Origin of the sequence: Dactylosporangium sp. NPDC051541 (genome assembly GCF_044454505.1) — a bacterium.
Classification (GTDB): Bacteria; Actinomycetota; Actinomycetes; order Mycobacteriales; family Micromonosporaceae; genus Dactylosporangium.
The window spans coordinates 1,115,978-1,136,086 of the sequence record NZ_JBITDU010000003.1 but is presented as its reverse complement, the minus strand read 5'-3'; the positions used below and the strand labels follow the sequence as shown (position 1 = coordinate 1,136,086).

Below are 20,109 nucleotides of genomic sequence, written 5' to 3'. Positions count from 1 at the left end.
AGCCGCGGATCGTGTTCCCGCTCCCCGACACGCGGGGCCGGTTCGAGTTCCGGCTGGGGCCCGATGGTGGCGTGGGTCCGAACCGCCTGGGAACGCAGCGACGCCCTCCCCGAAGACCTGGACGTCCTGCGCGCCCGCCTGTTCTTCGAGCAACGCCGGCACTACTGCAACGGCGGCCTCTGGGACTTCACCACCGAACCCTTCGTCGCCGCCGTCCTGGCCCGCATCCGCGCCCTGGCCGTCAATGCCTCGGTCCCGCTCCGCTCCGCCCGCCGCCGGCCTTGAGCGCGCATCCGTCCGGAGGACATCCGTCATGGAACCGGCTGGAACGCCGCCGGGGGTATGACGATGGTGCGATTGCTGATGCTCGCCGGGCTCCTGGCCGGCCTGCTGGGAGCGGGAGCGGCCGCGTTCGGCGGCCCGGACGACGGCGGTGCGGTCAACGCGGTGCCGCTGCGCATGTGCCCGGGTGGGCCACCGATCATCCGGGATTAGGACAGTTTGAGGTCGTCGGGGGCGCGCATGTCCCAGGCGTCGGCCACGAGCTCGGCCAGGCGGGACCGGTCCACCGCCGGCAGGCGGAGCATCACGTATGGGAGGCCGTCGTAGGCCGGGGTGGTGAAGAACTTGTCCGGCTCGCCGAGGAGCAAGGCCTGTTTTTCCGCCTCGTCGCCGACGTAGAGGACGGCTATGTCGGTGCGGATCACTCGTTTGTGGCCGGGTTCGCGTTCTGGGTAGGACCAGATGAAGCCCTTGTTGCCGACCCGGAAGTCGAAGCCCTCGCTCTCGATCTCGGCCACGTGCGGCAGGGCCAGGGCGAGGCGGCGCACATCGTCGGCGTCGGCCATGTCGACACCTTAGACCAGAATCGCACCCGTCCCGGCCTACGCTGATCGCATGGAGAAGGTCGACTACGACGCGCGCCTGCACGAGGTGTACGCCACGGGGCGGGAGATGGCCGCGGAGGCCCTGAACACCTGGATGGCCGCGTTCGCCCGGCACCTGCCGGCGGCGCGGCCGCTGGCCTGGCTCGACCTCGGGTCGGGGACCGGGCGGCTGACACCGGCGTTGGCCGAGCGCTTCGGCGGGCCCGTCTACGGCGTGGAGCCGTCGGACCGGATGCGGGAGCGGGCGGTCGCGCATCCGGCCGTCACCTACCAACCGGGATCGGCTGAGCAGATCGCGCTTGCGGACAGTACCGTCGACGCCGCTTTGTTGTTTTTTGTCTGGCATCACGTCCGGGACCGGGAAGCGGCCGTGCGCGAGCTGTGGCGGGTGGTGAAGCCCGGCGGGACGCTGTTCGTGCAGGTGAACCACGCCGACCGGATGCCGGACACGTGGTGGTTCCGGGTCGTGCCGGAGTGGCTGGAGGCGGACCGGGCGCAGTTCCGGAACCGGGCCGAGGTGGAGGGCGACTTCACCGCCGGGGGCTGGACGCTCGCCGCCCGCGAGCCGGTGACCTGGCTGCGGGCGGCGAGTCTGGACGCGGACTACGAGCGGCTGCGGCTGCGGGCCGTCTCCGTCTTCGAGCTCATGGCCGAGGAGACCATCACCGCCGGGTTCGACCGGATCGCGCGGGCCCGGCCGACGCTCACCGAAGGACCGCAGTACGAGACGAACGAGCTGCTGGTGTTTCGCAAGCCGTAGCCGCCGCCGGCCACCACATCCACCGGCCCACGTCCAGCGTCAGCGCGGTGACCAGGACCGAGCGGACGATCAGCGTGTCCAGGAGCACCCCGAACGCCACCGCGAAGCCCAGCTCGGCCGCGAACACCAGCGGCAGCGACGCCATCGCAGCGAACGTCCCGGCCAGGACCAGACCGGCCGACGTGATGACCCCGCCGGTCGCGGCCAGGCCGGTCAGCGCGCCCCGGCGGGTGCCGTGCCGCCGCGAGTCCTCACGGACCCGGGTCACCAGGAAGATGTTGTAGTCGATGCCCAGGGCGACCAGGAACACGAACACCAGCAGCGGGAACGACGCCTCGGCGCCGGCGAAGCCGAACACGTGGTTGAAGACCAGGCTGCTGACGCCGAGGGCGGCGCCGAACGACAGCACGACCGTCGCCATCAGCAGCAGCGGGGCCACGACCGCGCGTAGCAGCAGGGCCAGGATGAGCAGCACCACGGCGAGGACGATCGGGATGATGAGGCGGGAGTCCCGGGCCGCCGCCGCCTGCGTGTCGAGCGTGACGGCCGTGGACCCGCCGACCTGCGCGGTGCCGTGTACGGCGGCCCGGACGCGCTCGACGGTGTGCATCGCGGCCGTGCTGCCCGGCGGGTCGGCCAGCTCGGCGAGCAGCAGCGCGTCGCCGTCCTTCACGACCGGCGGCGCGACCGCGGCGATCCCGGGCACGGCGGCGACCGCCGAACGCACCCGCTCGGCCGCGTCCGCGCGGGCCACGACGTAGACGGGGTCGCCGGCCCCGGCCGGGAAGTGCTTCGCCTGGAGCTCCTCGGCCGCGGCCAGCTGCGTCCGCCCGGTGAATTGGTCCACATTGGACAAGCCGTCGGCCCGCAGGCCCAGCAGGCCCAGGCTGAGCGCGCCGAGCCCGAGCGCGGTGCCGATCCAGACCGCGCGCGGGCGGCGGGCGATGTCGGCCCCGATCCGCGACCAGAAGGCGCCTCCACGAGTCTGGAACGACGGCCAGAAGATCCACCGTCCACATGCGACAAGCAGCGCCGGCATGAGCGTGAGCATGGCGACCAGGCCGACGAGCACGCCGATCGCGCACGCCGGGCCCATCCCCGCGGTCGAGTTGAGCGACGCCAGCATCAGCAGCAGCAGGCTCACCGCGACCGTGGCCGCGCTCGCCACGATCGCCGGGCTCGATCGGCGCAGCGCCTCCGCCATGGCCGCGTGCCGGTCATCGTGGCGGCCGAGCTCCTCCCGATAGCGAGCGACGAGCAGCAGCGCGTAGTCGGTGGCGGCGCCGAACACGAGGACCACCAGGATGAAGCTGGTCTGCTTGTTCACGGTCAGCCCGGCGTGGCGGGCCAGGAGATAGATCAGTGCCTCGGCGGCGGCCAGGGCGCCGCCCGCGGTGAGCAAGGGCAACAGCGGCAAGAGCGGGCTTCGGTACGTCAGCAGCAATATCGCCACCACGACGAGCGCGGTGATCGTCGTCAGGCCGCCGGCCTCGCTGAAGGCGTGGATGGAGTCCGACGCGTAGCCGGCCGGCCCGGCGACGTGGAAGGCGAGGCCGTCGGCGTCGGTCTGACCGACGGCGGTGAGCCCGTCGACGATCCGGCCGAGGCCCTCCCAGCCGGTCTGGTCCTTGCGCACCTGGACCACGGTCTGGATCGCGGCGCCGTCCTCGGATCTGACGGGGCCCTGGACAGTACCCACGACGCCTTCGAGGTTGTGAAAGGTCTCGGCGTCGGCCCGCGCCTTCGCGAAATCGGCGTCGGTCACGCCGCCGGGGCGGTCGTAGACGACGATCGCGGGCACCGTATCGGCCGGCTGGAACCGCATGGCCCGCTCGACGACCGCGGTCGACTCGGCGTCGGCCGGCAGCCAGGCGGCGTTGTCGTTCTGCTCCGCGTCGCCGAGGCGCCCGGCGAACATGGCCGCGGGAATCAGCAGCAGCACCCACACGGCGATGACGACCCACTTCGTCCGCCGCCCGGCCACGAACTCAGCCCACATGGGTCAGCTTCTCCGAGTTCGCGACCACGTAGACGCCGGCCACCTGGTCCCGCTCCGGGGTCAGGTCGAGCACGACGACGGCGTAGGGCGTGCCGCCGACGAGCAGCAGCGCCGACGGGGAGCCGTTCACCCGGCGGTAGGCGATCCGCAGACCGTCGCCCGGCCGGTGCGCGAGCGCGGTGATGAGCTTGGCCACCTTGTCGCGGCCCCGCATCGGGCGCCGCCCGCCGTTGCTCTGCCCGCCGCTGTCGCCCCACAGGGTCACGTCCGGCGCGAGGATCTCCATGAGCCGGTCGAGGTCACCACCGAGCGCGGCGGCCAGGAACCGCTCGGTCACCTGCTGCTGCACCCGCGGGTCGGGCTCGTACCGGGGCCGGCGGGCCTGGACGTGCTCCCGGGCCCGGTGCGCGACCTGCCGCACGGACGCGGCGGTACGGTCGAGGATCTCGGCGATCTCGGTGTGCGGATACCCGAACACCTCGTGCAGCACGAACACCGCGCGCTCCACGGGTGTCAGCGTCTCCAGCACGACCAGCAGCGCCATCGACACCGACTCGGCCCGCACGGCGGCGTCCGGGGCGTCGACGATCGGCTCCGGCAGCCACGGGCCGATATAGGTCTCCTGGCGCTTGCTGATGGCGGCCCGCTGCCCCAGAGCCCGGTTGACCGCCATCCGCACCAGGTAGGCCCGCGGGTTCTCCACCGGCTCCCCGGCGCGGCGGGTCCAGGCGAGCCACGTCTCCTGCAGCACGTCCTCGGTGTCGGCGACGGTGCCGAGGATGTTGTACACGACCGAGAACAACAGCTCGCGATGGTCGCTGAACTCGTCTGACATCGGTGACCTCCAGTGACGGTTGCCCCCTGAGAGCGGCCCGGCCCAGGAAGTGTGACGCCCCGCCGGTGGAGTGTGACCGGCCTCTCACGATCACGGCTCAACGGCGGCGGGGGTACCCCACGCCGGTCGCGCGAATCCGATCGAGGCCCCCGGCCATCAGGCCCCGGCCGGTGAAGCGCTCGACCACGACCAGGCCCTTGCCGGTGCGCTCGGCGTACGTCTCGAAGTCGAGCCCAGCCAGCACCACGCTGAGCGAGCCCGGGAAGTCCGCAGCGAGATTATGCCGAACTGCCGCGAGCACCGCCGGCCCGCGGCGTCCGCGACTCACACGGGGTCGAGGTCGGGAGGAGCCAGGTCCGGTCGCACACGGGCGATCATCGCGAGCACCTCGGCCAGTTCCTGGATGGGTGCTCTCGTCAGTATCTCCCTGTGTCGCGGCCTGAGTGGGAGCTCAAGGGCGTTGCGGATACGGTCGTACGCGGCGGGAAGATCCGCCATGAGTTCGTCCGCATGGTTGATGATCCACGCGATCACGGGATGGCCCGAGTTCCACGGATTGTTGTTGCGCCGGATCAATTGCTGTCCGTCGACGTACGGCAAGAACAGCAACGGGGGAAAGATGTCCAGTCCCGCCGGTCGCGCTGCCGGAGTCAAGCCGATCAGGACCGCAGAGTACGCCCCGAAGCCGTCGCTGTCGTCCTCCTGGCCGTCATCTGTAGTGCTCGGTGGGATGGCAATCTGCAAGCGGGCGTGCAGCAGTAAACTCTGAATTATCGAGTGAAACTCGATTGGTGCTCGGCGGCCATTGTACGTTGATGCCCAGGCGGTCGGTCTGTTAAATTTGGCCTCAACCGTGTCGCCGTTTCTGAAGCGTTGGCGCAGGCCTGCAATACTGGAGCCGTCGGAAAGAATGTTCTGCGTATCCCACGCGCCATTGTCGACCAACGGATCCTGTACTGCTCGAGCGGTAAGGACGCCAGCTGGAGGAACGGTGATCAGCCGCTGCCGGGCAAGGCTGTCCGCAAAATCGGCGAAAGGTCCCGGCGGCCACGATGAGGCGGCCCGCCTAACCGCCAGGTGCAATGCTGAGTGCACCGAAAACGGTACTGATCGTACTTGATTTCGAGACGCCGAGACGTCGGGACGTAGCGTGTCGGTGAGTGCGATTCTTCCGAGCAGTGCTTCACCGGAATTCAGGTCAAACTTTCTTGCGTCCGAATGTGGGCGCGCCGCTTCCGCCAGCTCCATTGGCATAGCAACTCCGTTGTGCCCGAGCCAGGCGGAGTTGTGCGGAATATTGGATGGGCGACACTGCTGGGGCAACGCCTCCCAACTGACCGTGAAGTCGGACCTCCACTGATACTCGTAGACCTCGTCGTCCCGCCACGGAGCATGAATTCGCCGATCAAGCAACTCCTCGAGCAAGGTCTGCCGTGAAAAAGCCGTCGTTCGACTGCGAATTTGCAAGGGGCGTGATGCCCTTCGATTCGTATCGGTCTGAATCGGCAGACCGGATCCGAGTATCTCGATAGCGCGGTCGGCCGAGCTTGGATCGATGACTTGCACCACTTGGATCTGGAGGTTGTCATATTTCCACGATGTGCTGAATTTGATATCGGTGACCGCCGACCGTAGCACCTCGCGGGCGGCTGCGAGCTCGTCACTGTCTTCCTCGATCTCGTAGCCGTCCAAAAGATCAGCTACGTCTGTGTCCTCGCCGGCATGGGCATGGAAGCCGACGATTTGACCCCGTAACTCCGGAGTCGGCGAGTGCCGCGTCAGATCGAGTGGGACGACGGCGACGCGCAACGGTCCAAGGTAGGGCAACTGGTGATAGTCCGAAAAGCGATAGCGAAGAGGGACCTCCACGTCGTGGATGCCGTCGATCCAAGGGCGCTCGACGAACTCGCTCGTAATGCGGCCGGCCGCGACCTCGTTGAGGGTGACCGGCACCGGCGGGCAGAACAGATAACGGTCGAGGGCTTGCGCGACGCTCGCCTCGCTCACATGTGCCCGCAGCGGGTTGATTCGGACCGCGATGCTGGTCCCGCACTCGGACCGGTATTCCTCGGCACGCTCCGGGTCCCGCGCGGGCATCGGATCCGTGGGCATTTCCGCTTCGCGCAGAACGTAGAAGTCCTCATCACGGCGCAGTGACAGGCGTAACGGCAGTCCCGGAGTGCCCGTCGCGTACAGACGGCGGGTGCTGACCTCCACCGCGTCCGCGACGATGAAACATGCGAGCACCCCGATCCCGAAGCGGCTGATCGGCGTGTAGCCGCCGGGATCGCGACCGCGTGTGACCAGGTCGGCGTCGAACTCCGGTGATCGGTAGTAGGATCGGCCGACCCGCAGGAAGTATGCCTGCAGAGCGTGCTCGTCCATGCCGATTCCCTGGTCGTCGACGCGCACCCACAGGTAGCCGGTCTCGTCCCGCCAGCAGGTGATCGAGACGCGGTGCTCCGGGTCGGGGCCGTGCAGGTAGTGGCGCAGCCGGACCGCGTCGAAGGCGTTCTGGAGCAGCTCGCGGAGGAAAGTATGCGGATCGTCGTAGAGCTGCTCGCCCATGAACAGCTCCAGGATGGCCGCCCGGTCCAGCTCGAAGCGGAACTCGCCGTACTTGTACCCGGCCGGATGGATCCGGTCGGTGGCCGCCTTGCCGGGCAGGGCGATCTGTTCTTCGCGCCGCGGGTCGAGCCGGATCGCCTGGCACTGCAGCAATTCGCGGTCGACGGCGGCGAGGTACTCGCGAAGGGCATGTTCTGCGCTCGGATGATCGGGTCGGGAGATGAGCGATATGGGGTACGCCGGCGGACGATCGTCAGGGATGAACAGACCGCCAATGTTGATCCGGCCCCTCGGCATGGTCGGCGGTAACGGCAGGCCCTTGTGGGTGCCGATGCGGCCGTCTGCCACGTCGAAGAGCTCGGCGACACGGAGCGCGATGGCACAGAACCGGAGGTCCGCCTCGAGGCCCGGCACGGCGTCGAATTCCGGTCCGCGAAGCTCGACCGCCGGCCGGTCGACGGCTCCGCCGAGCGTAAGGAGCGGTTTGAGCAGCGGAACTCCGTGCCAGTCGAGCCGCCCCGGCGGCAGGCGGTGCAGGTAGCCCCCAAGATTTTCCCCGATCCCGTGGAAGCGGGCAGCCAGCAGCAATAGGGCGGCTTCAGCGGCGGTGACATCAGAAATCCACGGTGCCAGCAGGCGCTCGGCGATCCCGAGCACACGGTCGGCGTGTTCAGCTGCGGCCGGCGAAAGCGCGTTCGCCGCGCGCCCCCAAAGCTCGGTCAGCGCCGCATACTGCTCTGGGGCCGGGCGTACCAGCTCCCAGAATGCTGTGGTCGCAGTTCGCTGGGTGGGCGGTCGCTGGAAGATCTCGCGGTGCCTGTTGATCCACGGCTGTTGCTCTTCGGATGACAGATCGCATCCGACCAGGACTGCGATCATGGCGCGCTCGGTCGGCTTCGTCTTGCCGTTGATCAGATTTGTTACCGTCGTTGGAGAGATCTGATTGCCGGTTTTGCCGGCCCGTTGGGCGACCTCGCGAGCCGACTGCCCGGACCAGGGCAGCAGATCGCGTAGCCGTGACGCGAACTCCTCTCGGGTGGCGGCCGAGGCCGGGTCGGGTGCCGGCCCGCGACTCGTTTTCCTGATCGGCACCTGTCTCTCCGTTCGCCTGACGGCCACAGCTATCGGCGAGACATTACCGGCGGTCCGCGGCCGGTGCTGGGCGACCACACCAGCAGGTCAACCCGCAGTTCGACCAATGTGTCCAATGTGTCCAATCGGCTGGTCGTTGGTCGGATGATCCGGTGACATCGCCACCAACACCAGTGCAGCGATCCAGTCGGGAGGGACGAATTCGTGGGTACATCGGTCGTTCGCGGTCTATGGCTGACCTGTGTATTGCTGGCGAGCGTAATCATTGGCACAGGTGGCGGCCTGCTCACCTACGTGGCGGGGCTCCATCCGGCGCTCGCCGTCATCGCGGGCTTCGGCGGGTTCGCCGCCGCGGTGCAGCTCCTCATCACAATCACGACCTATGCCACCGGTCCCCGAAACTCGGGACCCGGCAACTGACCGGGTGGGCGGGCGGCTCGCGGGGCCGCCCGCCTACGCGCCTTCCTAGAAGCGAAGCGTGTCCAGGTACTGGAAGCCGTTGCGAGCGGTCGTCAGAGCGTCGGCCGGTGTCCGGGGCGGGGTGCCGGCGTCGTCGCGTTCGATGATGAACTCGGCGATGCCGGCCTCGCGGGCGTGCTGGAAGATGCGGCCGAAGTCGATCAGGCCCGAGCCCGCGTCCTCGAAGCTGCGCGCCGTGTTCAGATCTTTCACGTGGACCTGGCGGATGCGGCCGCGGTGCTTCGCGATCAGATCGACCGGGTCCTGCGCGCCGACCCAGGCCCAGAACAGGTCGACCTCCAGGTGGACCAGGCGCGGGTCGGTCTCGGCGGTCAGGATGTCGTAGCCGGTGCGGCTGCCGCCGTCCTGGCGGGTGAACTCCAGGTTGTGGTTGTGGTAGCCGAAGTCGATGCCGGCCCGGCGGGCCAGGGTGCCGGCGCGGTTCAGGTCGCGGGCCATGGCGCGATACACGTTGCCGTCGCGGATCGGTTGGCCCGCCGCGTCGACGCCGAAGAACGGGTGGACGATGTACGTGTTGCCGACCACGTTCGCGTCGTGCAGGGCCTGCTCCCAGACGTTGGCGTCGAACGGCTGGGGGATGGCGACGTGGCCGGAGGTGGCTTTGATGCCGGCGGCGTCGAGGGCGGCGCGAAACTGGGTGGCGGTGCGGCCGACGAAGCCGGCGTGTTCGATGCGCGTGTAGCCGATCCGGGCGAGCGTGGCCAGGCTGCCGGCGAGGTCGACGTTGAGCTGGTCGCGCAGCGTGTACAGCTGGACGCTGATCCGTTCGCGCGGGACCCGGTGCAGCGCAGCGCGGGAATCTTCGTGGGCCGAGGCCGGGGCGGCGGCCCCGACGGTGGCGAGTGTGGCGGCCCCGGCGGCGGCCCCGAGGACGTTACGGCGGGAGAGAAGTTCCATACATCTCAACCTATAGATTAGTCGAGATCAACGGAACTTTTGCTCAAAAAATCAAAACTTCGGCGGGGGTACCCCCGACGACCCGCGCGGTCTCAGGACCCGAACGCGCTGTGGCCCCCGGCGTCGCGGCGCTCGGGCGGGAAGGCCGACCCCCGATGTGCTTAGCCCGGCTAATTGTTCAACTCTCGAACAAGTCGCTAGTCTTGCCCCATGCCCACCTCCGCCGACCGGGAAGCGCTGCGCGCGGTCGCCCGCCTGGCCCGGCTCCTCGAGCGGGCCACCGGCGAGCTGAGCCTGGCGCACTACCGGGTCCTCTCGGCCGTGGCCGCCGGCGACCAGCGCGCCAGCCGCCTCGCCGAGCGCCTCGCCCTGGGCCGGTCGGCGGTCAGCGCCGCCGTCGACTCCCTCACCGGGCGGGGGCTGCTCGCCCGCTCGGCCGTCGCCGGCGACCTGCGGGGCAGCGCGCTGGAGCTGACCGCGGCCGGCCGGGAGCTGCTCGAACGGGCCGAGGCGGCGGCCGCGGCCGAGCTGGCGGCGGTCGTCGCGCGCACGGCCGAGCCGGGGCCGGTGCTCGCCGCGCTGGCCGCCCTCGGGCCGGCCCTCGACGGGATCGCGGCCGAGCGGCACACCGGCAAGCACCCGCGGCGGCCGGCGTGACCGGCTGGGTGCGCCGCCTGGCCGGGTTCGTCCGGGGCCATCGGGGGCCGCTGCTGCTGGCCCTGGCCGGCGCCGTGTTCGGCAGCACCACCCAGGCGATGGTGCCGCTGGTGGCCCGGCACATCGTCGACCGGGTCATCGTCGCGCGGACCGGCCCGCTGTGGCCGTGGCTGCTCCTGCTCGTCGCGGCCGCGCTGGTGACGTTCGCGATGGCCTACCTGCGCCGCTACTACAGCGGGGTGCTGTCCCTCGGCGTGCAGTACGACCTGCGCAACCGGATGCACGACCACCTGCTCGGGATGGACCAGGCCGGTCTGGCCCGGATGCCGACCGGCCAGCTGGTCGCCAGGGCCAACTCCGACTCCACGCTCGTGCAGGCGCTGCTGCAGTTCGTGCCGATGATGAGCAACAACGTGCTGCTGATGCTCATCTCGCTGGGCGTCATGATCTGGCTGTCGCCGCTGCTGGCACTGGTCGCGGTGGCGGTGCTGCCCACGCTGTTCCTGATCTCCTACCGGATGCGCACGACGGTCTTCCCGGCGTCGTGGGAGGGCCAGCAGCGCGAGGGCGACGTGGCCCAGATCGTCGACGAGACCGTCAACGGCGTCCGCGTGGTCAAGGCGTTCGGCCAGGAGGGGCGCGAGCTGCGGCGGGTGGTCACCGCCGCGGAGACGCTCTACGGCGCCCGGATGCGGGCCGTGCGGCTGCAGGCCCGGTTCCAGCCGTTGATGAAGTCGGTGCCGGGCCTGGCCCAGGTGGCGATCCTCGGCCTGGGCGGCTGGATGACCCTGCGCGGGTCGATCTCGATCGGCACCTTCCTCGCGTTCTCCACCTACGTGGCGCAGTTCGCCGCGCCCGCGCGCACGCTGGCCAACTTCCTCACCGTCGCCCAGCAGGCCCGGGCCGGCGTCGAGCGGATCTTCCAGCTGCTGGATCAGGCGCCGGCGATCGCGGACCGCCCCCAGCCGGTCGAGCTGCCGTCCGCACCGCGCGGCGAGATCGTCTTCGACGACGTCCACTTCGGCTACGGCGACACCGAGATATTGCGCGGCGTCGACCTGCGGGTCGCCCCGGGCGAGCGGATCGCCGTCGTCGGCACCAGCGGCAGCGGCAAGTCCACCCTCGTGTCGCTGGTGTCCCGGTTCCACGACCCCACCGCCGGGTCGGTCCGGCTCGACGGCCACGACCTGCGCGACCTCGCCCTCGCCGGGCTGCGCCGCCACGTCGGGGTCGCCTTCGAGGACAGCTTCCTGTTCTCCGACTCGGTCCGGGTGAACATCGCCTACGGCCGCCCCGACGCGACCCCGGAGCAGATCGAGGCGGCGGCCCGCTCGGCGCGGGCGCACGAGTTCATCACCGGCCTCCCGGACGGCTACGACACGCAGATCGGCGAGCGCGGCCTGACCCTGTCCGGCGGGCAGCGCCAGCGCATCGCCCTGGCCCGGGCCATCCTCACCGACCCGGCCGTGCTCATCCTCGACGACGCCACCAGCGCCGTCGACGCCCGCACGGAGGAGGCGATCCACGACGCCCTGCGCGGGGTGCTGCAGGGGCGCACGACGCTGCTGATCGCGCACCGGCTCTCCACGCTGCGCCTGGCCGACCGGGTCGCCGTCATGGTCGACGGGCGGATCACCGACCTCGACACCCACGAGGCCCTGCTCACCCGCAATGCCCACTACCGGGCGCTGCTGTCCGGGCTGGAAGAGGACGCCCGCGGCGGCGCCGGTGACCACATCGAGCGGCTGACCGCCGCCGCCTGGGAGCCGCCCGTCCAGCGCGACGGCCCGGTCCGCAGCGTCGCCTTCGGCGGGCCCAGCCTCGGGGCCGGCATTCCCGGCGGGGGCGGCGGCTGGCGGCTCGCGCTCGCGCCGACCCCGGAGCTGCTGGCCCGGGTCGCGGCCCTGCCCCCGGTGCGGGACCACGTCACCGTCGACGTCGCCACCGAGTCGCGGCGGGACCGGCAGTTCACCCTGCGCACCCTGCTGCGCGCGTTCCGCCGCCCGCTGCTCACCGGCCTGGTCCTGGTCGTGCTGGACGCGCTGATCGGGCTGGCCGGCCCGATCCTGGTCCGGATCGGCCTCGACGACGGCGTCCTGCACGGCTCCCGCTCGGTGCTGTTCTGGGCGACGGCGGTGTTCCTGGCCATCACCGCGGCCGCCTACGCCGACCAGATCGCCGAGACGTTCGTGACCGGCCGGGCCGCCGAGCGGATCATGCTGTCGCTGCGGGTGCGGATCTGGGCCCAGCTGCAGCGGCTCTCGCTCGACTACTACGAGCGCGAGATGGCCGGCCGGATCATGACGCGGATGACCACCGACGTCGACCAGTTCGAGTCGCTGATCGAGAACGGCCTGCTCAACGCCGTGGTCTCGCTGGCCACGTTCGCCGGGGTCGGGGTCGCGCTGGTCGTCGTCGACCCCGAGCTCGGCCTGCTCACGCTGACCGTGATCGTCCCGCTGGCGCTCGTCACCGCACTGTTCCGGCGGGTCTCCGCGCGCCTCTACGACATCGCCCGCGACCGGATCGCCGTCGTCAACGCCGACTTCCAGGAGAACCTCTCCGGTGTCCGCGAGGCTCAGGCGTTCGTCCGGGCGGCGGAGACGTCCCGGCACTTCCACGCGCTGGGGCGGCAGTACCTCGACGTGCGGGTCCGCGCGCAGCGCCTGATCGCCCTGTACTTCCCGTTCGTGCAGTTCCTCGCGGCCGCCGCCGACGCGATCGTGCTCGGCGTCGGCGCGGTCCTCATCGCCCGCGGCGACCTCACCGCCGGGGTCCTGATCGCGTTCCTGCTGTACATCGACATGTTCCTCAGCCCCATCCAGCAGCTGTCCCAGGTCTTCGACGCCTGGCAGCAGACGCGGATCTCGGTGCAGCGCATCGCCGAGCTGATGCGGCTGGAGCCGGCCACCCCGGACCCGGCCCGGCCGGTCGCACCGGGGCGGCTCAGCGGCGCGACCGCGGTGGCGGGCGTGCACTTCCGCTACCCACAGGTGCGGGCCCGCCCCGGCCGGGAGGCGGCGAGCGGACCGGCCGATGCCCGCGGCCCCGGACGCGCCGTGGCGGCCCGGGCGCCCGAGGCGCTGCGCGGCATCGACCTGACGATCCGGCCGGGCGAGACGGTCGCGCTGGTCGGCGAGACCGGGGCCGGCAAGTCGACGGTGATGAAGCTGCTCGCCCGCTTCTACGACCCCGACACCGGGTCGGTGACGATGGACGGCCACGAGCTGCGCACGCTTGACCCGCACGGCTTCCGCACCCAGCTCGGCTACGTGCCCCAGGAGGCGTTCCTGTTCAGCGGCACGGTCCGGGACAACATCGCCTACGGCCGGCCGGCGGCCACCGACGCCGAGGTCGAGGCGGCGGCCCGGGCGGTCGGCGCCCACGACTTCGTCGCGACGCTGCCCGGCGGTTACCTGCACCCGCTGGCCGAGCGGGGCCGCGACCTGTCGGCCGGCCAGCGGCAGCTGCTGGCCCTGGCCCGGGCCGAGCTCGTCGACCCGGCGATCCTGCTCCTCGACGAGGCGACCTCCAACCTCGACCTGGTCAGCGAGGCGCGGGTGGCCGAGGCGATGCGGCGGCTGACCGCGCACCGCACCACGGTGCTGATCGCGCACCGGCTCCAGACCGCCCGCACCGCCGACCGCATCTACGTCCTGGACCGGGGCGTGATCGCCGAGGCCGGCAGGCACGAGGAGCTCCTGGCCGCGGACGGCCGCTACGCCCGGATGTGGCGCGCGTTCGAGCTGGTCGGCCGCTGACCCTTGCGGCCATCGCGTGGAAATAGACTATTAATTACATCGGAACAGTAAGATAAGGTCCGGGCGTGGGCATACGGACGCTGGCGTTTCTCACGCCGGGGAACTTCGCGGATGACGAGCCGTATTCCGGGCTCGAGGCGACCCTGCAGCTGTTCGAGTACGGCGAGCGGCTCGGGTTCGACGGTGGGTGGATTCGGCAGCGGCACCTCGAGCACGGCGTCGGGTCCGCGGCCGTGTTCCTCGCCGCGGCCGGGCAGCGCACCACCCGGTTGCAGCTCGGCACGGCCGTCATCCCGATCGGCTTCGAGAGCCCGTTCCGCCTGGCCGAGGATCTCGCGCTGGCCGATGTGCTGTCGCGGGGGAGGCTGCAGATCGGGTTCAGCGCCGGCAAACCGCCGCACGCCGAGCTCATCGGCGATCTCGTGTTCGACGGGGACTGGCGCCAGTTCGACCTGTCATACGGGCGGATCGCGCGGCTGCGGGACAACCTGCGCGGCGAGTTCATCGGCGGGCCCGAGACCGTCGTCCACTCCCCCGGCAACGTGCAGCGGCCCCGGCTGCAGCCATACAGTAAGGGCCTGGCCGACCGGCTCTGGTACGGCGGCGGCAGCCTCACGTCGGTGCGCTGGGCCGCGCAGGCCGGGCTCAACTTCCTCGCCGGCAACATCGTCTCCGGCGAGGGGACCGACGACTTCGTGACCGCGCAGCGCCGCCACATCGAGGAGTTCCGGGCGCTCGCGCCGAGACCGGCCCGGATCGCGCTCGGGCGCATCATCGTCCCGCTGGACAGTGCCAACCCCAAGACGCGGCAGCGGTACCGCGAATACGCGCGATCCCGCCAGGAGCGCACGACGAAACCGCACGGCGAGCGCCGCACCCTGTTCGCGCCGGACGTCATCGGCACCAGCGACGAGATCATCGCCCGCCTCACCGCCGACGCGGCCGTGCGGGAGGTCGACGAGCTGCGGCTGGAGCTGCCCTACGAGTTCACCATCGACGAGTACGAGCAGATCCTCCATGGCGTCGTCCACCGAGTCGCCCCGGCGCTCGGCTGGGAGCCGGCCGCGGTTTGACGTCGATCGCTAGCCTGGAGCCGTGCGGGAGCGGCGGTGGACTGACGCCGACGGGCCGTTCGATGTCGTGCCGGCCGTCGTCGCCGGGGTGGCCGCGCTCGTCGTGTGCATCGGCTGCTACGCGCGCTGGAGCCTGGTCGTGCCGGCCGACGACGGTGCCGGGCCGTACCGGTCGCCCGGCCGCGTCCACGGGCTGATCGTCCTGGCGGTCGTGGTCGCCATCGTCGCCGTGCCACTGCTGCTGCGGGCCTGGATCAGCCTGGCCCTGGGGGCGGCGTTCACCGCCATGGCCCTGGTCGCGATCGCCGCCATGATGATCTACGGGGCGTATCAGCCGCGGGCCGAGGCGCAGATCGTCGCGGACGGGTTCGGGGACAGCTTCTACACCGCGGACGTGCGGCGGCCCTTCACCGTGTACAACACCACGAGTGTGCCCGTCACCGTCTGCCTCGGGCTCAGCGGCGACTGCGACTCCGGCGCGGCCGGCCCGGAGCGGCTGCGGGCGCCCGGTGTCAGCGTCCCGGGCGGGCACCGGATCACCGTGTACGCGCCCGAGAAGGCCGGCGACTTCAAGATCACGCTGGTCGGGCCCGGGATCAGCCGGCGCGACGCGGTCCTGCACACCACGGAACCGCCGCCGGCGTCCTGAGGAATACCCTGCCCGCATGAGACTTGGGATCGTCGGCGCGGGTGAGGTGGCCCGGCGGCACGCGGCCGCGGCGGCGGAGGTGCCGGGGCTGACCCTCACCGCCGTCGCCGACCGGGACCCGGTGCGCGCGGCCGAACTCGCGGACGCCTACGGCGCCCAGGCCACCGCGGGGCTCGACGATCTGCTCGACCGGGCCGACCTGGTGCTCCTCGCCGTCCCGCACGCCGACCACGAGGATCTCACCCTGCGCGTCGCCGCGGCCGGCAAGCAGGTGCTCGTCGAGAAGCCGATGGCGACGACCGCGGCCGCCTGCGACCGGATGATCGCGGCCGCCGGTGACCGGCTCCACGTCGGGCAGCAGGGCCGGTTCTTCGGCCAGGTGCGCGCGGCCCGCGAGGAACTGACAAAACTAGGCCGGCCGCTCCTGTACGTCGAGCGCCGCTCCACCGACTACGCCCGCACCGACCGCCCGCCGTGGTTCACCGACCCGCTGCGGGCCGGTGGCGGCATCGCGATGCTCGTCGGCGTGCACAGCATCGACCGGGCCTGCTGGCTGCTCGGCGCCGAGGTCGCGGCCGTGGCGGGCGCGGTCGCCGCCCCGGCCGGCCGGGCCGTCGAAACCAGCGCCGAAGTCACCCTGCACCTGACCGACGGGGGCCGCGCACACCTGACATTGCTGGACACACCCGACTTCTTCCACGAGACGACGATCGTGTGCGAGCGTGGCACACTGGCCATCGACCCCGAGGGCGTGACCGTCGACCGCCGGCGCGTGCTGACCGTCGACGCCGACGCGGAATACACAGCCTCGTTCCGCCGTCAGTATCAGGCGATCCTCCGCGGCGAGCCCACCGCGACACTGCGCGAGGCCCGCCAGGCGGTCGCCGCGGTCGAGGCGCTCTACCGCTCGGCCGCGACCGGTGGCCGCCCGGTATCGGTGGCACGGGGATGAATCCGGCGAAGCGTCGTCTGAACGGCCTCGCAGGGGGAACCGGGTAGGGGTTGGCGGCGAGCCTGACGCTGTGGAATGGTACAAAGCCGTTAGTTTGCGTTCTGCAGCCAGACTGTTGCTGAGTGACTATCATGAGGGAAGTGGAGAGCTCGATGGTGCGCGGTCCGGAGGCGTTCGAGCGGTTCGCGGAGTTCGAGCAGGAAGCGGCCCGGATTCATGTCAACCAGCTGGGCTTCCTGCCGGGTCTGCTCCAAGTCCCCGCCTACGCCACGGCCATGATCGGCGGCGTCGCCGGCCTGGCCGCCGACGATTCCGAGCTGCTCGAACGGGTGCATTTCCGCACGCGGCGGGCCGAGGCGTTCCGCAGGCGGCTCGAGGGCCCGCAGCGGCCGCACCTGTGGGCGGTGATCGACGAGTCGGTCCTGCACCGGCGGGTCGGCGGCGACAAGGCCGTGCGCGAGCAGCTCGACCATCTCCGGCTCATGGCCGAGTTCGACACCGTACATCTGGGGATCGTGCCGTTCACCAACGGTGCGCACCCGGGGCTCGGCGGGCCCTTCGAGGTGCTCGAGCGGGCCGATGGCACCGCCGTGGTGTTCTTCGAGAGCGCCCACGAGGATGAGCTCGTGGACGGCGAGCCGGGCCGGGCCCGGGCGCGCCAGGAAGCGGTCGAGGCGCTGATCGGGTCGGACGCCGTCGTCGCCGACCCGCGGGCATTCCTGGAGTCGCTCAGTCGCTCGCTGACCTGACGGCCGCGATGAAGTCGCGGAATGCGGCGGTGGAAAATGTCAGCACCGGACCCGTGCGGTCGCGTGAGTCCCGCACATGCGTCGACTCGCCGTCGGTGGCGACCTCCACGCACGCGCCGCTCGCGCTTTTGGAGCTCTTCCACCAGGTGAGTTCGTCCCGATCAATCACTGTTGTCTCCCGCAACCCGCGCAGGCGCCGCGCGCACCAACGGCTACTTCATCGGAGCCGACCGATCACTCACGGTACCTGACGATCGGCCGGAATGACGTAGGTCGAAACGTGCAGACATGGTACGTTCGGTTTTCTGCGTTATGCAGATCGGAAAAGGCAGGTGGGGATTTCGTTGGCCGCGCCGGAATCGTCCAAAACCTCCGCTCCGACGACCGACGTCGGCCCGGCCCTGGCCCGGGAAGCGGTGCGCATCCGCCTGAAGGAATTCCGCGAGGCGAGCGAGCTGACCCAGGCCGATGTGATCAAGGAAACCGGCTGGTCACCGTCGAAACTGGCCCGGATCGAGAAGGGCGAGGTCACCGTCCAGCCGCTCGAGGTGCGGGCTCTGCTGCAGTTCTACGGCGTCGTCGACGAGCAGGTCGTCGGTTCGCTGACCAGACTGTCCCAGGTGTCCCGGGCCCGCCAGTGGTACAGCAAACACGGCTTGGCCGGGGCCTTCCAGCGGTTTGTGGCGTACGAATATGAAGCTACAGCCATCAATGTATGGCAAATGCAGTTCGTCCCCGGACTGGTGCAGACCGAGGAGTACGCGCACGCCATCACCGCGCTCGCGATTCGGCGCAGCCCGGACGACAAGGAAGTGCGCTCCCGGGTCAAGCTGCGCATGGACCGGCAGGACGCCTTCCGGCAGCGGCTGAGCAAGCCCAACCCGCCCCGGATCATGGTCGTCCTCGACGAGGCGGTGCTGCGCCGACCGGTGGGCGGGCGCGACGCGATGCGCCGCCAGCTCGACCGGATTCTGGCACTGGCGGAGCAGCCGGACACCTACCGGTTCGGCGTCGTGCAGCTCGGTCTCGAGCGCAACTCCGGCCTCGCCGGCAGTTTCGAGCTGCTGCAGTTCTCCCCGCACGACCACGGCGACGTGGTCTTCGTCGAGGCCGCCGGCGCCACCGACGACCTCGTGACGGACGGCTCCGAGACCGCCCTGTTCCGCAGCATCATGCAGGACCTGCTCGACTACGGCCGGACCGGTGACGAGGCCCTGGACATGATCCGGTCGGCGCGCGATGCGATGTCCCAGGTCTGATCGCACGCCGGCCGGATCGTGGCCCGCCTCAGAGCCGCGGCTCGCGGTTGGCCTCGACGGCTCGGATGACGGCCCGCCGGACCGCTTCGAACTCGGCCTGGTTGCGCGACTGGAACAGCAGGAACTCCCGGCCGTTTGCGATCGCGCGCAGGGCCATCCACCGCGGGTTGCGGTGCCCGTCGTGGATGACGGCCGCCGCCATGCTGGCGCCGGCGAACAGTCCGGAGCCGACCAGGGCGAGCGACCCCCCGCTCACCGCGGCCACTCCGGCTCCCAGGAGCACCTCGATGATGCCGGTGAACAGCGCCATCTGGCTCGTCGGGTAGGCGTAGGTGGACACTCGGTCGATGTCGTCGAGGTCGCTGATCCGGTGATACCCCTCGGCGCTCTCGATGTAGTCGCTGGTCACGACGACGCGTGGACCAGGGTAGTAGACAACCCGGGTCGGGCCGGGTTTCTCGGCGTTGACTGCCATGGTTACCGCCCCCTCGACCTCCAGGGTCGGGTACGGGTTGTCAGTCGGCAATCCTCTGATGTCAAATTTCGGACGGGCATCGGCTGTCTGCGTTCTGCAGGTTAGAACTTTTTTCCGATTCGCGCCGAAAGACCGGTTCATCCGACCCGCTATGCGGGCTTCCGGGATGTTCGCCCTATTTCTCACTTGGCGCACGCGCGTCAAGTGCTCCGCTGCGAGCCCGAGCTGTCAAGTTGTCAAAACGCGGAGCCGGCCACCCCCGGAGGCTGAGGCACGGACCCGGGCCGCCGCCGATGATCGACGGCATGACCAAGATCTTGTTCGTGCTCACCGGGACGAGCTACTGGACGCTGACGGACGGCACCCGCCACCCGACCGGCTACTGGGCCGAGGAGTTCGCGGCCCCGTATCGCGCGCTGACCGGTGCCGGGCACCGGGTCGTGGTCGCGACGCCGGGCGGGGTGGTGCCGTACGTCGACGTCATGAGTTTACGCCCGGCGATGGCCGGCGGCGCGCAGGCCGCCCTGGAGCAGGAGGCCACCCTCCGCGCGGCCGACGAGCTGCGCCGGCCGATCGCCCTGGCCGGCGCCCGCCTCGAGGACTACGACGCCGTGTACTACCCGGGCGGCCACGGCCCGATGGAGGACCTGTGGCGCGACGCCGACTCGGGCCGCCTCCTGGTCGCCGCGCTCGCGTCGGGCCGGCCCCTCGCCATCGTGTGCCACGCCCCGGCCGCGATGCTGGCCACCCGCCACGACGGCGGCGAGTCACCGTTCGCCGGCTACCGGGTGACCGCCTACACCAACGACGAGGAGGAGGCGGTCGGCCTGGCCGCCCGCGCTCCCTGGCTCGTCGAGAACGCCCTGGTCGAGCTGGGCGTCAAGTTCTCGCGGGGCGAGGCCTGGGCGCCGTACACGGTCGTCGATCGCAACCTGTACACCGGCCAGAACCCCGCCTCCGCGGCGCCCCTCGCGGAGCAACTGCTGAAAGCCCTTTAGCTTTTGCTTTGTCAGGCT

At 70.6% G+C, this 20,109-nt stretch carries 20 protein-coding genes; 12 read left to right on the top strand and 8 right to left on the bottom strand.

All coding sequences use genetic code 11. The features are described from left to right. The first annotated feature begins 63 nt into the window (after positions 1-63). Positions 64-285, top strand: coding sequence for a hypothetical protein (locus tag ACIA8L_RS19395; RefSeq protein WP_395906189.1), 222 nt, complete (start codon positions 64-66; stop codon positions 283-285). 63 nt (positions 286-348) lie between these two features. After that, entirely contained in the window at positions 349-495 is a 147-nt protein-coding gene (locus tag ACIA8L_RS19390) for a hypothetical protein (protein WP_395906187.1), read from the top strand. Here ACIA8L_RS19390 and ACIA8L_RS19385 read toward each other — a convergent pair. Next, positions 492-848, bottom strand: coding sequence for an MmcQ/YjbR family DNA-binding protein (locus ACIA8L_RS19385; protein ID WP_395906185.1), 357 nt, complete (start codon positions 846-848; stop codon positions 492-494). The two genes, ACIA8L_RS19390 and ACIA8L_RS19385, sit on opposite strands and share 4 nt — an antisense overlap. Before the next feature lie 49 nt (positions 849-897). Between ACIA8L_RS19385 and ACIA8L_RS19380 the strand changes: the two genes are divergently transcribed. Next, the gene (locus tag ACIA8L_RS19380) at positions 898-1,647 is read left to right on the top strand and encodes a class I SAM-dependent methyltransferase (RefSeq protein WP_395906183.1); all 750 of its coding nucleotides are present in this window, start codon (positions 898-900) and stop codon (positions 1,645-1,647) included. Here ACIA8L_RS19380 and ACIA8L_RS19375 read toward each other — a convergent pair. From ACIA8L_RS19375 to ACIA8L_RS19360, 4 genes are all read right to left on the bottom strand, one after another. Continuing rightward, on the bottom strand, positions 1,592-3,646 hold the full coding sequence (locus ACIA8L_RS19375) for an MMPL family transporter (RefSeq protein ID WP_395906181.1): 2,055 nt from the start codon (positions 3,644-3,646) through the stop codon (positions 1,592-1,594). The genes ACIA8L_RS19380 and ACIA8L_RS19375 overlap by 56 nt on opposite strands. Then, complete coding sequence (gene sigJ, locus ACIA8L_RS19370) at positions 3,636-4,481, bottom strand: RNA polymerase sigma factor SigJ (RefSeq protein WP_395906179.1); 846 nt, start codon at positions 4,479-4,481, stop codon at positions 3,636-3,638. The genes ACIA8L_RS19375 and sigJ overlap by 11 nt, the downstream gene beginning before the upstream one ends. A gap of 97 nt (positions 4,482-4,578) precedes the next feature. Next, complete coding sequence (locus tag ACIA8L_RS19365; RefSeq protein WP_395906177.1) at positions 4,579-4,728, bottom strand: hypothetical protein; 150 nt, start codon at positions 4,726-4,728, stop codon at positions 4,579-4,581. 77 nt (positions 4,729-4,805) lie between these two features. After that, positions 4,806-8,141, bottom strand: coding sequence for a hypothetical protein (locus tag ACIA8L_RS19360; protein ID WP_395906175.1), 3,336 nt, complete (start codon positions 8,139-8,141; stop codon positions 4,806-4,808). A gap of 204 nt (positions 8,142-8,345) precedes the next feature. Between ACIA8L_RS19360 and ACIA8L_RS19355 the strand changes: the two genes are divergently transcribed. Beyond that, positions 8,346-8,561 (top strand): hypothetical protein, encoded by a 216-nt coding sequence (locus ACIA8L_RS19355; RefSeq protein ID WP_395906173.1) that lies wholly within the window; start codon positions 8,346-8,348, stop codon positions 8,559-8,561. Between the two features lie 45 nt (positions 8,562-8,606). On the opposite strand, the gene ACIA8L_RS19350 is transcribed toward ACIA8L_RS19355, so the two are convergent. Further along, entirely contained in the window at positions 8,607-9,518 is a 912-nt protein-coding gene (locus tag ACIA8L_RS19350) for a sugar phosphate isomerase/epimerase family protein (RefSeq protein WP_395906171.1), read from the bottom strand. Between the two features lie 210 nt (positions 9,519-9,728). Here ACIA8L_RS19350 and ACIA8L_RS19345 point away from each other — a divergent pair, with 210 nt between their 5' ends. From ACIA8L_RS19345 to ACIA8L_RS19320, 6 genes are all read left to right on the top strand, one after another. Next, complete coding sequence (locus ACIA8L_RS19345; protein ID WP_395906169.1) at positions 9,729-10,175, top strand: MarR family transcriptional regulator; 447 nt, start codon at positions 9,729-9,731, stop codon at positions 10,173-10,175. Further along, positions 10,172-13,936: an ABC transporter ATP-binding protein gene (locus ACIA8L_RS19340; RefSeq protein WP_395906167.1), complete on the top strand. Its 3,765-nt coding sequence runs from the start codon at positions 10,172-10,174 to the stop codon at positions 13,934-13,936. The genes ACIA8L_RS19345 and ACIA8L_RS19340 overlap by 4 nt, the downstream gene beginning before the upstream one ends. Before the next feature lie 65 nt (positions 13,937-14,001). Then, the gene (locus ACIA8L_RS19335) at positions 14,002-15,009 is read left to right on the top strand and encodes an LLM class flavin-dependent oxidoreductase (protein WP_395906165.1); all 1,008 of its coding nucleotides are present in this window, start codon (positions 14,002-14,004) and stop codon (positions 15,007-15,009) included. A 22-nt stretch (positions 15,010-15,031) separates the two neighbouring features. Continuing rightward, positions 15,032-15,658, top strand: a complete 627-nt coding sequence (locus ACIA8L_RS19330; protein ID WP_395906163.1) for a hypothetical protein — start codon at positions 15,032-15,034, stop codon at positions 15,656-15,658. A gap of 16 nt (positions 15,659-15,674) precedes the next feature. After that, positions 15,675-16,610, top strand: coding sequence for a Gfo/Idh/MocA family protein (locus ACIA8L_RS19325; RefSeq protein ID WP_395906161.1), 936 nt, complete (start codon positions 15,675-15,677; stop codon positions 16,608-16,610). A gap of 140 nt (positions 16,611-16,750) precedes the next feature. Then, positions 16,751-17,359, top strand: a complete 609-nt coding sequence (locus tag ACIA8L_RS19320) for a DUF5753 domain-containing protein (protein WP_395906159.1) — start codon at positions 16,751-16,753, stop codon at positions 17,357-17,359. Here the strand turns inward: ACIA8L_RS19320 and ACIA8L_RS19315 are convergent. Then, entirely contained in the window at positions 17,340-17,468 is a 129-nt protein-coding gene (locus tag ACIA8L_RS19315) for a DUF397 domain-containing protein (protein ID WP_395906339.1), read from the bottom strand. The genes ACIA8L_RS19320 and ACIA8L_RS19315 overlap by 20 nt on opposite strands. Before the next feature lie 223 nt (positions 17,469-17,691). Here ACIA8L_RS19315 and ACIA8L_RS19310 point away from each other — a divergent pair, with 223 nt between their 5' ends. Then, positions 17,692-18,618 carry a helix-turn-helix domain-containing protein gene (locus ACIA8L_RS19310; protein WP_395906157.1) on the top strand — a complete coding sequence of 309 codons (927 nt, stop codon included), beginning with the start codon at positions 17,692-17,694 and terminating at the stop codon, positions 18,616-18,618. A 28-nt stretch (positions 18,619-18,646) separates the two neighbouring features. Here the strand turns inward: ACIA8L_RS19310 and ACIA8L_RS19305 are convergent, their stop codons facing one another. Next, a complete protein-coding gene (locus ACIA8L_RS19305; protein ID WP_395906155.1) occupies positions 18,647-19,093 on the bottom strand; it encodes a DUF6232 family protein in 447 nt (148 codons plus the stop codon). Between the two features lie 305 nt (positions 19,094-19,398). Here ACIA8L_RS19305 and ACIA8L_RS19300 point away from each other — a divergent pair, with 305 nt between their 5' ends. After that, entirely contained in the window at positions 19,399-20,091 is a 693-nt protein-coding gene (locus ACIA8L_RS19300; RefSeq protein ID WP_395906153.1) for a type 1 glutamine amidotransferase domain-containing protein, read from the top strand. Positions 20,092-20,109 lie beyond the last annotated feature (18 nt).